Raw genomic sequence first — 13,601 nt, forward strand, 5'->3', positions numbered from 1 at the left:
GACAGGTAAAACTCATTCGTGCAGTGCGGGCTGTGGCCCATGCACTCGCAGGTGTTCGTGGGGGCAGTCATGCTGCCGCACATGGGCTGTCAGCACGGACTCGATCGTCGTGGCATCCATAGGGCCGTACCACACGCCTTCGGGGTAGGCGATCATCAGCGGGCCGTGGTTGCACGGGTACTGGCAACTGGTTTGCAGCAGCATCACCTGCTTTTTGAGCAGCGGGTTTTGCTGCACGGTGCGTGTCAGTTGAGGCCACAGCGCGACGGCTCCCTTGGCCGCGCAGCGCGGGCCCACGCACCACAGCACATGGTGCTGGTGCTCCGGCACTTGGGACCAAGCTTTGGGGTCGCGCTCCCAGTCTCCATCGGCCAGCAATTGCGGCACATCGGGCTGCTGCAGCGCGCTGGGAATGGTGGCGGCCAGCAGCTCGGCCAACGCTGGCAATTGCAGCAGGGGTTGAGCAAACACGATGCGAGGGGCATGTTTGCCGGGTTGCCCTCCAGCCTGTTGCTTGGCGCGCCAGCGCATGATGAGCTTGTGCAGCCAGCGGCGCAGCGAAGGCTCGTCGGGCACCATGACGGGCAAGATCAGGATCTGATCGGCATCGGCACACAGGTCCAGCGCTTCGGGCAAGGCAGGCTGTGCTCGGTCCACAAAGGCGGGTTGCACACGCAGCACAGGCGTTTGTGCGGCAGCCAGCCGGGCCTCAAGCTGCGTTGCCAGATCGCTCAGTTCCGTCAGGCCGCCTGCATAGGCCGCACCGCGGCTGAGCAGTACGATGGCCAGGCCGGCGTTGGCTGCAGGTAAAGAGGGTGTGGGCTCAGTGCTGGTCTGGGTCATAACAGCTCATCCGGCATGAATTCGATCACGGGCTTGCCCGTGCGTGCGCTGGTGTGCACCTGGGCGCGCACGCCGTAGACACGGGCAATGGTCTCGGGCGTCAGCACCTCGGTCGGAGTGCCTTGCGCCACCAGTGCACCGTGCTGCAAAAGGTAGATGCGGTCGCAGTAGTGCGCGGCCAGCGGAAGCTCGTGCAGAGCGGCCAAAGTGGTCAGGCTCAGGCCGCGAATCAGATTCATCAGCTCGAACTGGTGGCGCACGTCGAGGTGGTTGGTGGGCTCATCCAGCACCAGCAGTGGCGCCTGTTGGGCCAGTGCGCGGGCCATGAGCACGCGCTGCTTCTCACCGCCCGAGAGCGTGGAAAACATGCGCTCGGCCAGTGGCTGGGCCTGCACCCGCGCCAGCGACTGGGCGACGATGGCAAAGTCTTGCGCGCTGTCTTTGTCAAAGGCGCTTTGGTGCGGCGTGCGTCCCATCAGCACCACATCGCGCACGCGCAGATCGAACTCGTTGGCATTTTCCTGTGCCAGCACGGCCATGGCACGGGCGTTGTCGCGGGCACTGTGCCGCCAGACGTCGCGCTCCTGCATACAGACCGTGCCGCTGGCGGGTCTGAGGATGCGGTAGATCATGCGCAGCAGCGTGGACTTGCCACTGCCGTTGGGCCCGAGCAGGCCCACGAACTGGCCACGCGCCACCTGCAGGCTGACATCACGCACGATATGCGCCGCAGCGGCCTGAAAGTTGAGCTGACTGGCCTGCAAAAGCAGCTCGCTGTGGTTGGGGGCCTGAGCTTGATGGGCTTGGAGCATCACAGGCTCAGCCTTTCCCGGACATTCTTGCGGCACAGCATCCAGACAAAGAAGGGGCCGCCCAGCAGCGAGGTGATGACGCCCACAGGCACCTCGGCCGGGGCAAAGCTGATGCGCGAGAACACATCGACCCAGACCAGGAAGATGGCGCCCACCAGCGCCGCCACGGGCAGCACGCTGCGATGCTCGGCCCCCACAAGCATGCGTGTGACATGAGGCACGATGAGGCCCACAAAGCCGATTGGGCCTGTCAGCGCCACCAGCACGCCGGTGACCAGGGAGACCAGCACAAACAGCCAGCGCCTGGTGCGCGTGGTGTCCACGCCCAGCGTCATGGCGGTTTCTTCGCCCGCGAGCAGGGCATTGAGTGAGCGCGCCTGCGTCAGCAGCAGCACCACGCCCGCCAGCAGCAGCAAGGCTGGCAGGCCCAGCTCGTCCCAGCGCGTGCCGGCCAGGCTGCCCAGTGTCCAGGTCAGCACCGAGTTAGCCAGCTCGCGCTGATCGGCCGTGAGCACGATCAGGCTGGTGACGCCGCCCAGGCAGTAGGCAATGGCCACGCCGCCCAGAATCAGGCGCGAGGCCAATAGCCTGCCGCGGGCATGGGCGAGAAAATACACCGTGGTGCAGGCGGCCAGCGCACCGCCAAAAGCGCCCAGCGGCAGGGCCAGCTCGCCCGCAAACGCCAGTGTGCCAAAGGCCAGCACGCTGACCGCGCCTACCGAAGCGCCAGACGACACGCCCAGCAGATAGGGGTCGGCCAAGGGGTTGCGCACCATGGCCTGCATGGCCACGCCCACCACGGCCAGTCCTGCTCCGGCCAGAGCGGCAAGCAGCACGCGCGGCAGGCGCACGCGCCAGACGATTTGCTGCTGGGCCACGGTCCAGTCACCTCCGGACCCACCAAAGCTCAAGCCCAGGTTGTTGAGCTGCTGGCCTATTTCATGCGCCGTGATCTGCCATGCCAGTTGCGGCGCCATGCGCACCGGCCCCAGCGTAATGGCCAGCGTGAGCGAAAGCAGCAGCAGCGCGATCAACGCCGCCAGCCACAGTGCCAGTTGACGGCGCTGGGCCGAGAAAGCATTGGCGGTGGCGCTGACCGAAGCCGCACTGCTTGGGTGCTCGGCGGTCTGCATCATGGCTCGCTCACCTGCTCGGGTATCTGCTCGGGGTGCAGCGCATGGGCCAGGCGCTGGGTGGCGGCGACATTGCGCGGGCCTGGCGTTGCCTCGGCAAACTCCAGCAGCACGAACTTTTGCTCGCGTATGGCCTTGAGGTGGGCCAACTCGGGCTTGGCCAGCAGAAACTGGCGTTTGCCATCGGCCACGGGTCTGTCGTTATCGACGATGACTATCCAGTCCGGTTCGCGGGCAATCACGTCTTCCCAGTTGCCGCGCATCCAGCTGCTGTCCAGATCGTCAAAGATATTCGTTGCGCCCGCGGCCTCGATCATGGCCTGGGGCATGGCATAGCGGCCCGTGGTGACGGGGATGTCTGTGCCGCTGTCAAACACAAAGACCTTGGGTTTGTGGCTCACGTTCTGGAGGGCATCGGTCACGCGCTGCAACTGGGCGCGCTGCTTGCCCACCAGCGCCTGGGCGCGTGCCTCAATGTCAAAGATGCGGCCCAGGTTGAGCAGGTCGTTGAAAGTGTCTTCCAGCGAAACGCGCTCGCGAGCCACCTGGCGTATGCAGGATTCGCTGAGCACATAGCTGGCAATGCCCAGCTCCTTGAGGCTGGCGGGAGTGATCTGGCCGGGTCTAAAGCCATAGGACCAGCCGCTGAAGACAAAGTCCGGCTGGGCGTTGAGCAAGGTCTCCAGGTTCATGCCCTGGCTGGACAGATCGGGCACGCCGGCCAGCAGCGGCTGCATGGCGGTGGGCAGGCGGCTGATGTCGCGCAGACCGCCATAGCCCGCCAGCCTGTCCTGCAGGCCCAGGGCAAGAAACATCTCCAGCAGATTGATGCCGTGCACCACGGCCCGCTGCGGAACTTTGTCATAGACCACGGGCTGGGTGCAGACATCGATGGTGAGCGCTGTTTTTGCCGCCTTGCTGGTCGAGGCTTGCGGGATGCTGCCGGCCTGATGCCTTTCGCCGCAGGCGCTGAGCGCTGCTGCCGAAGCCAGCATCGCGACAAACCATAGTGGTTGCTTCAGTAACAGGAGCTGCTGGCGAATGTACTTAAAGGACTTCATGGCTGAAAGTGTCTGAACTCAAGAAAATACAAGCGCAGGCAGCTACTGATATCAAAGTGATGCATGGCACTTAGAACGTGAACTCGGCCGTGAGATCGACGCGCCGCCCCTCACCCGGGTAAGCCTGTGCCGCCCTGGCGCTGGAGACGGCCGAGTAGGTGTAGAGCTTGTCCGTCAGGTTGCGCAGCGTCAGTCGATAGGTGCTGTGCGGCTGGGGACGCCAGCTCAGTGCAGCATCCCAGACGGTGTAGCCGCCACTGCGCGCGGTGTTGGCGTTGTCCGCAAAGCGGCTGCCCACTGCACGTGCGCCCAGCGATGCCTGCCAGCGGCCCAGGGTGCTATGGGTGGTGTAGTGGGCCCACAGATTGGCGGTGTTGCGCGCCACGTTGGTGGGACGCTTGCCGGAGCGGTCGGCGCCACCAGCTTCGATCAGTTGGTCATACTTGGCGTCGACAAAGGCGTAATTACCCTCAAGGCGCCAGTTGGGTGACAGGCGCATCACCGCGCTCAGCTCCAGCCCCTGCGAGCTTTGCTTGCCGCCTTGCACGGACAGCAAAGCGTTGTTTGGGTCGCGCGTGATGATGTCTTTCTTCTCGATGCGATAGGCAGCGGCCGTCCACTCGCCCTGGCCCTGGGCGAACTGCTGCTTCAGGCCCAGCTCGATCTGGCGTGCCGTGGTCAGCTTGAAGGGGCTGTTGCCCAGGTTCAGGGTCAGCACATTGGTGACGGGGTCATGGCCTTGGGATAGCTGGCCGTAGAGGCTGGTCTGGGCACTGAGCTTGTGCGTCAGACCCAGGCGCCAGGCCGTGCCGTTCAGACGTTTGTCGAAGGAGCCGCTGCCCACCAGATCATTGCGTTCAAAGTCCGTGAGGGCGCGGCGTATGCCGGCCAGCAGCAGCCATTTGTCGCTCAGCGTCCAGGCATCCTCGGCATAGAAGTCATGCGTGGTAGCCTGAGTGCGATAACTTGGCAGCATGGGCGAAGTATTGGGCCAGTAGCCCAGCGAGGGCTCGTTCACGCCGATGGTCGCGCTGCCCGCATAGTCGTTGCGTGCAAAGTTGAATCGGGCGCGGCTTACCTCCCAGCCCGCTACTACTTTGTGTGTACCGGCCTGGATGGTGGTTTCCAGCCGATTGCCGGTCTGGGCCAGATCGTGGGCCAGCTCCAGATAGTCACCCAGCGTCACTTGCTGCTTGCTGGGGTTGTAGCTATAGGCTTCGATGTTGCGCCAGTAGCGATCGGCCTTGAAATGGTAGAGCTCGTTGCTCACGCTCAGCCAGTCGTTGACCTGGTACTGGGCACGGGCGCGCACGCGCTTGTCCTTGATGCGGATATCGCTGTCAGCGGTGTTGAAGTTGCGTCCCAGCAGCTCGGGCACGATGGCACCGTTCACGGTGGGCGTGCCGAAATAGCGTGCAGGTTTTTCGTCGCTGACATCGGCCAGCAGTTCCATGCGCAGGGCCGCCGTAGGCTGCCAGCGCAGCGTGCTCATCAGCTTGCCGCCGCTGGCGTGGCTCATGTCGTGCTCGCCACCTGTGTGGTGGCCATAGGCATCCAGGCGGTAGCTCAGCGTGTCGCTAAGCGCGCCGCCCATGCCCAGACCAAGCTTGGCCGTACCGTGCGAGCCGGCCCCGACCAGTACTTCGCGCACCGTCTCCTTGCTGGGCTGCTTGCGCACCACATTGGCCGTGGCGCCCACGGTACCCGTGCCATAGACGATGGAGGCAGGGCCGCGCAGCACTTCCACGCGCTCATAGCCCCAGCTGTTGGCAGGGTAGGGCGTGGTCGACGAGGCCACGCTCAGGCGCACGCCGTCTTCGGCGATGCCCACCGAGTTGGTGCCGGTGAAGCCGCGCGTGCTGAAGGACAGGCTGCTGTAGCTGGTGGCAGACAGTGGCGTCATGCCCACGGTGCGGCCGATGATGTCGGCCATGCGGCTGTCACCGCGCTCCTGCCAGGTCTGCTCGTCCACATGGTCGAGGCTGGCGGGCAGGTCACGGGTGGTGATACCGGTCCGGCTGCCCGATGTTGTTGGCTGCGACAGACCCAGTCCGCCAGGGGCGTTGTCTGTGACCTGTACGGTGGGCAGTTGTGCTGCCGAGGAGAAAGTGGAGGGGCTTGAGCTGTTGGCCGAAGGTTCTGCGGCCAAGGTCAAGGCAGGTGCCAGGCCGATCAGGGCAGCAGGCAGGGCGAAAGATTTCATGTCGTCAGCGAGAACTGACCAGCCTGCATGCATGTGACGAGACCATGACCGGCGTCCGGAGTGCGCCTGGGTGTGCGCGCCTGTCGCCGATCAGTTGCCGTCACGCTGCTCCCCGCAGACGGTCGTTGCAAATGCCGACTGCCGGAGTTGCACCCGGACGGTCAGCGCTTAACAGGCCGGTATCCGGGCTGGCAGATTGCGCGAGGCATGCCACTTCGTCTTCCCAGCGCTGCCGCGCACCTCTTGAAGAGGCCACGTAGAACGCCAGTGACTGGCTCTTGCTGGTGCAAAAGCCGTGAAGTGGATTGATCTGCTTACCGTTGCGGGGGCAGCCAAGGCTTTGAACCTTGTTCCCGTTTAACCCGATGAAACATCGGGCACCTGCTACGTTGAACAAGCTTGGCAGACCGTAGTCTGAAAGATCGTTCGCGAAAAATTATATAGCAGCAGCCATCGGTAGTGCCTACGAGGCGGGATCCATGGCGACAAGGACAGACGCAGGGCCAGCACCGGCATTGCGGCAGGCATGCCAATTGCCGTCAAACATCTGGCGCAGTAGAAAAGCAGCCGTGGCTGTTTTGTGAGTGAATTCAGTCAAAGCTGAGCTGATATTTGTGCATAAAAATAGAGGCTGAGACAGCCCCCTGATTTTGAGGACACCATGAGCATCTGGTCCATCGACGCACAGACCGTCACCCACAGCATTCAGCTCGCTGTTGCGCCGGTTTTTTTTCTGACTGCCGTGGCCGGCATGATTGGCTCCGTAGCGGGGCGGCTGGCCCGCATCATTGACCGGGCCCGCAAGCTGGAGGAAAGCCTGCGCACCCTGGACGATCACGATCTGATCGCCCGCCATCTCAAGGAGCTGCATTTTCTGCGCGAGCGCGGGCGGCTGGCCAACGTCTCCATCGCGCTGCTGACGCTGTGCGGCATGTGCATAGGGCTGACCATCGTGCTGCTGTTCGTGGGCCAGGCCTATGGTGTCAGCGGCCACGGCTATGCCGTTTTCAGCTTTCTGCTTGGGGTGCTGGCCTTTGTGCTGGCGCTGTGCTGCTTCCTCTGGGAGACCATCATGGCGACACGCATTCTGGACTTTCATATGCTCACCCAGGCCAGGGCGGCCGTGCGCCATGTGGAGTCCGAGCATCGCCCCTGATTGCGCTGTGAGGCATGTTTTTCCTGCCTCTGATCCTGGTGCCCATCGTCTTTCTGATGGCACTTGCTCGCCTCTATCAGATTCCCGTGCAGCTGTGTTCGGGCCGGTTGCTGCTGGTCGAGCGCGGCAGGCCGGTCTTGCGTATGACCACCTTGCTGGCCTATGCCGGCCTGCTGGCAGGTAGCGGGGCATTGCTTGCGGCCTTGGTGTATGCAAGCTTTTTCGCGGCCGACCGATGGTCGGCCTATCTGCATCTGGTGCCTTATCTGGCGCTTTATCCCTTTCTCTACCTGGCGGCTGCCTGGGTGTTCTATTACGGCCTGAAAAAGTCTTCAGCAGACTGAGCTAGTCCTTCATGGGCTCCAGCCAGGCAGCTGCGGCATGGATGATGCAGTCGGTCAGGCGTTGCAGGCTGGCCTGGGCATTGCGGGTATGGGCCCAGTACATGGGGATGTGGAGATCTCTGCCCGGGAGCAGTTCCGTCAAATCGCCACTGGCCAGCTGCGGGGTGATCAGCTGGGCCGGGTGCATGCCCCAGCCCATGCCCAGTTCCACGGCACGTGTGTAGCCCTGGTTGGAGGGCAGAAAGTGACGCGCATTGTTGCGCCGTCCGTCCAGCCCCAGGCCGTGCAGCCATTGGTCCTGCAGGCTGTCCTTGCGGCCGTAGTACATCATTGGCGCCTTGGCCAGCATCTGGGCCAGCTCCCGATCCGACTCGGCCTGGGCCAGGTGGCGCTGCACAAACTCCGGGCTGGCCACGGCGATATAGCGCATGCGGCCCAGCGGCCAGGTGTTGCAGCCTGCAATCGCCGAGCCCGTGGCCGTGACGGCGGCCATGACTTCGCCTTCCTTGATGCGTTTGGCCGTGTGGTCCTGGTCGTCAATGCTGATGTCCAGCAGCTCGTTGCCATCCTGCGTGAAGGCCGCCATGGCATCCATGAACCAGGTCGACAGGGAGTCGGCATTGACCGCCAGCTTCAGCGTGGGCAGGGCGGTCTGTCCTTCGGGGACCAGCTCGGGGTTCTTGCGTCGCAAATCGTTTTCCAGCAGCGCCACCTGCTCCACATGCAGGCACAGGCGTCGGCCGGCCTCCGTGCCGGTGCAAGGCGTGCCGCGCAGCACCAGCACCTGTCCCACGCGTTCCTCGAGCAGCTTGATGCGCTGGGAGATGGCGGAGGGGGTGACATGCAGCTTGCGCGCCGCACGCTCGAAGCTTCCCTCGCGCAATACGGCGGCAAGCGCTTCCAGTCCCGCGTAGTCCAACATTAGAAATTCTTCATTGAATTGAGTAAATGTAATTTTACTTAATTGTTGCGCAGAGCAAGAATCCGGGCCGGTTTGGAGGAGTCAGCGGCTCATGGACATGACAACTAATTTCTATTCCGCCTGGATTGCAGGCTTTACGGTGTGCGCTTCGCTCATCGTTTCCATAGGTGCCCAGAACCTGTATGTGCTGCGACAGGCAGTGCATGGCGAACATGTGAAGGCCTGCGTGGCTCTGTGTGTGCTCAGCGACGGGCTGCTGGTTGCGCTGGGGGTGGCCGGCATGGCGCAGATGCTGGCCAGCTATCCGGCATTGGCCCAGTATCTGACGCTAGGTGGCGCCGCATTCTTGCTGGCCTATGGCCTTTTCGCCTTGCGGCGGATGTGGCTGGCCCCGGATGCCGCCATGGAGGCCGGCGAGCGCAGGGCTGCACCACGCGGAATGATGAGCGTGCTGGCTGCGCTGGCAGCCATCACTTTGCTCAATCCTCATGTGTACCTGGATACGGTGTTGCTGATGGGCTCGATTGGCGCCCAGCAGGAGGGTGCGGGCCGCTGGTCCTACGTGATGGGGGCAGCCTCGGCCAGTTGCCTCTGGTTTGTGCTGCTGGCGATGGCGGGGCGCCGTCTCAAGCACTTGTTTGCCAACCCCGGTGCCTGGCGCGTCATGGACGGTATCACCGGTGTGATGATGCTGTGTCTGGCCTGGTGGGTGGCAAACAGCGCTTTGGGAATGGAGATTTGAGTCTCAAGTTGCGCCAGCGCCATTCATTGCAAGCTCTTTCACACCCCCACATCGGGTTTCAAGCCTCTGCGGCTTGTTCCCACAGACCCACGGCTTCGATGAGGTTCCAGCTATTGCATTCAATGCGGTAGTGGCCTGTGGCTCCGGTCTTCTGGCTCTGGCCCTCGATCACCACAATATGCCTGCCATGGCGCTGGGCTTCGGAGAGCGGGCGGATCTTGTCATAGTTGTGCCTCTCGGCAATGTCGCCACGAAAGGCAATCGTCACTTGCTCGCGCCGGGGGAAGTAGTCCTTGGCATATTTGTCCAGAGTGCGATCGGCAACCAGCGTGGCCATATCGGGCGAGGTGGCGGAAGAAGCGTTCATCGTGTCTCCTCAAGAGTGGACTCTTGTTTGTGTGCGGAATCTGAGCCGGTTTATGACGTAATTGTTGCATTTTGTTTCCGGTGGCGCCAGTGCCAACCTCCATGACAAAAGGCAGACCTCGTCCTGCATCAACTCCGGCCGGGCGGTCGCACGGCGGAACCGCCTTATGGCGCAGACAACGGCAGCTGCAGACCTGTCTTGATGCGCTCCAGCGCGATCGAGGTGCTGTAGCGGCGAATGTTTTCGTCCCCTTCGAACAGGCGTTTGCAGATGGCCTGGTAATCATCCATGTCGGTTGCCGTGACGACCAGGATGTAGTCGGTTTCGCCCGTCACATAGAAGCACTGCTGCACAGCCGCTTCGTCGGCGATACGCGCCCTGAAGCCGCGCGACAGATCCGGCCTGTCATTGACCAACTGCACGGTGATGACCGCAGTCAGCGTGCGGCCCACCTTGACGGGCTCCAGCACGGCCACATTGGCGGCAATCACCCCGGTTTCCTGCAATCGTTTGATGCGCCGCTGCACGGCTGGGGCCGAGAGGTTGATGTGCTCAGCAATCAGACGCTGCGGCATGAGGTTGTCACGCTGGAGCAGGGCAAGAATCGCGTGGTCAAAGGAGTCCAGGTCGGCAGCAGGCATGGTGTTGGATGGGTTGAGAGCGAAACTTGCAGATTCAGGGCTGAAAACGAGCAAATTTCGCGGGTGACATGCAATATCGTACCCACCTATGTCAAAAAACAGCTGGAATCATTGGTGGCCCGTGTTGGCCGTATTGGGCTCGGTCACTGCACTCGGGTTGGGGACTTCGCTGGCCAAGCAGCTGTTTCCCTTGATTGGTGCCCAGGGTACATCGGCACTGCGAGTGGGTTTTGCCGCGTTGATTCTGGTGTGCGTCTGGCGGCCCTGGCGCTGGTCGCTCAACCGTCAGCAGGCACTGGCTCTGCTGGTTTTCGGCATGGCACTGGGCGGCATGAATCTGATGTTCTACATGGCGCTGCGCGATATTCCGTTTGGCCTGGCCGTGGCCATCGAGTTTTCAGGACCGCTGGCCGTTGCCATCTACTACTCACGCCGCGCGCTGGACTTCATCTGGCTGGCGCTGGCGGTTGTCGGCCTGGCCTTGATTCTTCCTCTGGGTGGCAGTGCTTCGGGCCTCCACCTGTCCCCGGTGGGTATTGCCTGCGCACTCGGAGCTGCCATCTGCTGGGCCTCCTACATCGTGCTGGGGCGCAGGCTGGGCCATATCCCCAGCGGCCAGGCCGTCTCCCTGGGCTTGCTGTGCGCGGCGTTGGTGGTGGTGCCGTTTGGTGTGGCAGAGGCTGGAGTCAAGTTGCTGACGCCGTCGATTCTGCTGTTCGGGCTGATGGTGGCGGCCATCTCCAGTGCCTTGCCTTACTCACTGGAAATGCTGGCTCTGCGCCGTCTGCCGCCTGCCACCTTCGGCATCGCGCTGGCGACCGAGCCGGCCATTGCAGCACTGATGGGCATGCTGCTGCTCAGCGAGAACCTGACGGCCACGCAGTGGACCGCCATTGCCTGCATCATGGCTGCGGCCATGGGCAGCGCCGTGACGCGCGCAGGTACCAAATCGCCCGTGGTGGATGCTTCGGCAGCCACTTCCGGATGAATACCCATGCTATGAAAAGAGATGCTGCTAGCGCTTGCTCATCAATGCTTTGCCGAAATATTTCTAGTGAATAACCCTTGGAATTTGAGCGGCAAGCTCTGTTTTCTGTAGCTGCAATTGTTCGAAACGCTGCTTGTGCAGCGTTTTTTGTTGCCACCCAGATTACCTGTAAAGCAATGTTCCGATCAGTTTTGCTAGTCGTCGAAATCTTGAATGATGGCAGATAGATAGGGGGCTTTATTGCTTCCATGAGGACAGGCTTCTATGCTCATTTCGAGTCATATTTTTTGACCGATTTTTGCGCTATCCGGTTTGCGGTTTTGGCTGTCGTGGCTACTGCGTATTTGTAGGAATCTCGGTCTATTCAAATTAGGAGCGAGGTGCTACAACGGACGCACACGGTAACGAATGCCTTGCAACTTTGCGGCACTGATTCGAGCCCTGGTGCCGCCACGGGAGGTCATATGGATGTCATCAGCAATTCCGCAGCACGCTACGTTCGCCTGCGTGAAGAAGAAATGTCGCTGGACGAGTACCTTAGCCTTTGCCAGCGTGATCCCATGGCCTACGCCGGAGCCTCACAGCGCATGCTGTCCGTCATCGGTGAACCCGAAATGGTGGATACCCGCAACGATCCCGTGCTGTCGCGTCTGTTTGCCAACAAGGTCATCCGCCGCTATCCCGCATTCTCTGAGTTCTACGGCATGGAAGATGCCATCGAGCAGGTGGTGAGCTTCTTTCGCCATGCGGCCCAGGGCCTGGAGGAACGCAAACAGATTCTCTATCTGCTGGGACCTGTGGGCGGCGGTAAAAGCTCGATTGCAGAGCGTCTCAAATACCTGATGCAAAAGGCACCGTTCTACGCGCTCAAGGGATCGCCTGTGAACGAGTCGCCACTGGGTTTGTTCGACCCCGTGGAAGACGGCCCGGTGCTGGAAGACGAGTTCGGCATTCCGCGTCGCAGTCTGCAGCATGTACTCTCGCCCTGGGCCGTGAAGCGGCTGGAGGAGTTCGGCGGAGACATTCGCCAGTTCCGAGTGGTCAAACGCTACCCCAGCATCCTCAAGCAGATAGGCATTGCCAAGACCGAGCCCGGCGATGAGAACAACCAGGATATTTCCAGCCTGGTGGGCAAGGTGGACATCCGCAAGCTGGAGAACTTTTCGCAGGACGACACCGACGCCTACAGCTACTCGGGTGGCCTGTGCCTGGCCAATCAGGGCCTGCTGGAGTTCGTGGAAATGTTCAAGGCTCCGATCAAGGTGCTGCACCCCCTGCTGACGGCCACGCAGGAAGGCAATTACAAGGGCACGGAAGGCTTTGGCGCGATTCCGTTTGACGGCGTGGTGCTGGCGCACAGCAATGAAAGCGAATGGAAGGCCTTCCGCAACAACCGCAACAACGAGGCGTTTCTCGATCGTATCTACATTGTCAAGGTGCCTTACTGCCTGCGCGTGAGCGAGGAAGTCCGCATCTACGAGAAGCTGATCCGGGAGTCTTCGCTGGCCAACGCCATCTGCGCGCCTGGCACGCTCAAGATGATGGCGCAGTTCTCCGTGCTCACGCGCCTCAAGGAGCCAGAGAACTCCAGCATCTTCAGCAAGATGCAGGTCTATGACGGCGAAAGTCTCAAGGACACTGATCCGCGCGCCAAGAGCTATCAGGAATACCGTGACTACGCGGGCGTGGACGAGGGCATGGAGGGCATCTCCACCCGCTTTGCCTTCAAGATACTGGCCAAGGTCTTCAATTACGACAGCACCGAAGTGGCGGCCAATCCCGTGCACCTGATGTATGTGCTGGAGCGGCAGATCGAGCGCGAGCAATTTCCGGCCGAGCTGGAGACCAAGTACATAGGTTTCATCAAGGAATATCTGTCCCAGCGCTATGCCGAGTTCATCGGCAAGGAAATCCAGACTGCCTATCTGGAGAGCTATAGCGAGTACGGTCAGAATATCTTTGACCGCTACGTCACCTACGCCGATTACTGGATTCAGGACAGCGAATACCGCGACACCGATACCGGCGAGGTGTTCGATCGCAATGCGCTCAATGCCGAGCTGGAGAAGGTGGAAAAGCCGGCCGGCATTGCGAACCCCAAGGACTTCCGCAACGAGATCGTCAACTTCGTGCTGCGGGCCAGGGCCAACAACCAGGGCAAGAACCCCAGCTGGACCAGTTACGAGAAGCTGCGCGTGGTGATCGAGAAGAAGATGTTCTCCAACACAGAGGAGTTGCTGCCGGTGATCAGCTTCAACGCCAAGGCCAGTGCCGAAGATGCGCGCAAGCATGAGGACTTCGTCACTCGCATGGAAGCCAAGGGCTATACGCCCAAGCAAGTGCGTCTGCTTTGCGAGTGGTATCTGCGCGTGCGCAAGAGCAGCTGACA

Annotated in this window: 13 protein-coding genes and 1 riboswitch; of the genes, 5 read left to right on the plus strand and 8 right to left on the minus strand. The window is 61.8% G+C overall.

What is annotated here, in order from left to right; translation table 11 throughout:
• Positions 1-12 precede the first annotated feature (12 nt).
• The 5 genes from EIC84_RS02095 to EIC84_RS02115 all read right to left on the minus strand — a co-directional run bounded on the left by EIC84_RS02095 (position 13) and on the right by EIC84_RS02115 (position 6,052).
• The gene (locus EIC84_RS02095) at positions 13-843 is read right to left on the minus strand and encodes a (2Fe-2S) ferredoxin domain-containing protein (RefSeq protein WP_003062975.1); all 831 of its coding nucleotides are present in this window, start codon (positions 841-843) and stop codon (positions 13-15) included.
• Positions 840-1,655: an ABC transporter ATP-binding protein gene (locus EIC84_RS02100; RefSeq protein WP_003062972.1), complete on the minus strand. Its 816-nt coding sequence runs from the start codon at positions 1,653-1,655 to the stop codon at positions 840-842. The genes EIC84_RS02095 and EIC84_RS02100 overlap by 4 nt, the downstream gene beginning before the upstream one ends.
• A complete protein-coding gene (locus EIC84_RS02105; RefSeq protein ID WP_003062971.1) occupies positions 1,655-2,791 on the minus strand; it encodes an iron ABC transporter permease in 1,137 nt (378 codons plus the stop codon). Before EIC84_RS02105 ends, EIC84_RS02100 begins: the two co-directional genes overlap by 1 nt.
• Positions 2,788-3,783 (minus strand): ABC transporter substrate-binding protein, encoded by a 996-nt coding sequence (locus EIC84_RS02110; protein ID WP_003062969.1) that lies wholly within the window; start codon positions 3,781-3,783, stop codon positions 2,788-2,790. Before EIC84_RS02110 ends, EIC84_RS02105 begins: the two co-directional genes overlap by 4 nt.
• Positions 3,784-3,919: 136 nt before the next feature.
• The gene (locus EIC84_RS02115) at positions 3,920-6,052 is read right to left on the minus strand and encodes a TonB-dependent siderophore receptor (RefSeq protein WP_003062967.1); all 2,133 of its coding nucleotides are present in this window, start codon (positions 6,050-6,052) and stop codon (positions 3,920-3,922) included.
• Positions 6,053-6,208: 156 nt separating this feature from the next.
• Positions 6,209-6,452: riboswitch (cobalamin riboswitch) on the minus strand.
• Between the two features lie 261 nt (positions 6,453-6,713).
• Between EIC84_RS02115 and EIC84_RS02120 the strand changes: the two genes are divergently transcribed.
• Together EIC84_RS02120 and EIC84_RS02125 are read left to right on the plus strand one after the other, a co-directional pair.
• Entirely contained in the window at positions 6,714-7,208 is a 495-nt protein-coding gene (locus tag EIC84_RS02120; protein WP_003062966.1) for a DUF2721 domain-containing protein, read from the plus strand.
• A 14-nt stretch (positions 7,209-7,222) separates the two neighbouring features.
• Entirely contained in the window at positions 7,223-7,552 is a 330-nt protein-coding gene (locus EIC84_RS02125) for a hypothetical protein (RefSeq protein WP_003062965.1), read from the plus strand.
• A 1-nt stretch (position 7,553) separates the two neighbouring features.
• Here the strand turns inward: EIC84_RS02125 and EIC84_RS02130 are convergent, their stop codons facing one another.
• A complete protein-coding gene (locus tag EIC84_RS02130; protein WP_003062964.1) occupies positions 7,554-8,474 on the minus strand; it encodes an HTH-type transcriptional regulator ArgP in 921 nt (306 codons plus the stop codon).
• A 91-nt stretch (positions 8,475-8,565) separates the two neighbouring features.
• Between EIC84_RS02130 and EIC84_RS02135 the strand changes: the two genes are divergently transcribed.
• On the plus strand, positions 8,566-9,216 hold the full coding sequence (locus EIC84_RS02135) for a LysE/ArgO family amino acid transporter (RefSeq protein ID WP_003062963.1): 651 nt from the start codon (positions 8,566-8,568) through the stop codon (positions 9,214-9,216).
• A gap of 58 nt (positions 9,217-9,274) precedes the next feature.
• Here the strand turns inward: EIC84_RS02135 and EIC84_RS02140 are convergent, their stop codons facing one another.
• Together EIC84_RS02140 and EIC84_RS02145 are read right to left on the minus strand one after the other, a co-directional pair.
• Positions 9,275-9,583: a hypothetical protein gene (locus tag EIC84_RS02140; RefSeq protein WP_003062961.1), complete on the minus strand. Its 309-nt coding sequence runs from the start codon at positions 9,581-9,583 to the stop codon at positions 9,275-9,277.
• A gap of 164 nt (positions 9,584-9,747) precedes the next feature.
• A complete protein-coding gene (locus EIC84_RS02145) occupies positions 9,748-10,224 on the minus strand; it encodes an Lrp/AsnC family transcriptional regulator (RefSeq protein WP_003062959.1) in 477 nt (158 codons plus the stop codon).
• Positions 10,225-10,312: 88 nt separating this feature from the next.
• Here EIC84_RS02145 and EIC84_RS02150 point away from each other — a divergent pair, with 88 nt between their 5' ends.
• On the plus strand, positions 10,313-11,212 hold the full coding sequence (locus EIC84_RS02150) for an EamA family transporter (RefSeq protein ID WP_034351893.1): 900 nt from the start codon (positions 10,313-10,315) through the stop codon (positions 11,210-11,212).
• 464 nt (positions 11,213-11,676) lie between these two features.
• Positions 11,677-13,599 carry a PrkA family serine protein kinase gene (locus tag EIC84_RS02155; protein ID WP_003062956.1) on the plus strand — a complete coding sequence of 641 codons (1,923 nt, stop codon included), beginning with the start codon at positions 11,677-11,679 and terminating at the stop codon, positions 13,597-13,599.
• Positions 13,600-13,601: the final 2 nt, after the last annotated feature.

The sequence above is a fragment of the Comamonas sp. A23 genome (genome assembly GCF_004522605.1).
In the GTDB taxonomy this organism is placed as follows: domain Bacteria; phylum Pseudomonadota; class Gammaproteobacteria; order Burkholderiales; family Burkholderiaceae_C; genus Comamonas; species Comamonas thiooxydans.

Coding starts and splice junctions, on each gene's coding strand:
- EIC84_RS02100 (WP_003062972.1), bottom strand. CDS start 1,655: ATGCTCCAAGCCCATCAAGCTCAGGCCCCCAACCACAGCGAGCTGCTT.
- EIC84_RS02125 (WP_003062965.1), top strand. CDS start 7,223: ATGTTTTTCCTGCCTCTGATCCTGGTGCCCATCGTCTTTCTGATGGCA.
- EIC84_RS02140 (WP_003062961.1), bottom strand. CDS start 9,583: ATGAACGCTTCTTCCGCCACCTCGCCCGATATGGCCACGCTGGTTGCC.
- EIC84_RS02095 (WP_003062975.1), bottom strand. CDS start 843: ATGACCCAGACCAGCACTGAGCCCACACCCTCTTTACCTGCAGCCAAC.
- EIC84_RS02145 (WP_003062959.1), bottom strand. CDS start 10,224: ATGCCTGCTGCCGACCTGGACTCCTTTGACCACGCGATTCTTGCCCTG.
- EIC84_RS02115 (WP_003062967.1), bottom strand. CDS start 6,052: ATGAAATCTTTCGCCCTGCCTGCTGCCCTGATCGGCCTGGCACCTGCC.
- EIC84_RS02120 (WP_003062966.1), top strand. CDS start 6,714: ATGAGCATCTGGTCCATCGACGCACAGACCGTCACCCACAGCATTCAG.
- EIC84_RS02110 (WP_003062969.1), bottom strand. CDS start 3,783: ATGCTGGCTTCGGCAGCAGCGCTCAGCGCCTGCGGCGAAAGGCATCAG.
- EIC84_RS02150 (WP_034351893.1), top strand. CDS start 10,313: ATGTCAAAAAACAGCTGGAATCATTGGTGGCCCGTGTTGGCCGTATTG.
- EIC84_RS02105 (WP_003062971.1), bottom strand. CDS start 2,791: ATGATGCAGACCGCCGAGCACCCAAGCAGTGCGGCTTCGGTCAGCGCC.
- EIC84_RS02155 (WP_003062956.1), top strand. CDS start 11,677: ATGGATGTCATCAGCAATTCCGCAGCACGCTACGTTCGCCTGCGTGAA.
- EIC84_RS02135 (WP_003062963.1), top strand. CDS start 8,566: ATGGACATGACAACTAATTTCTATTCCGCCTGGATTGCAGGCTTTACG.
- EIC84_RS02130 (WP_003062964.1), bottom strand. CDS start 8,474: ATGTTGGACTACGCGGGACTGGAAGCGCTTGCCGCCGTATTGCGCGAG.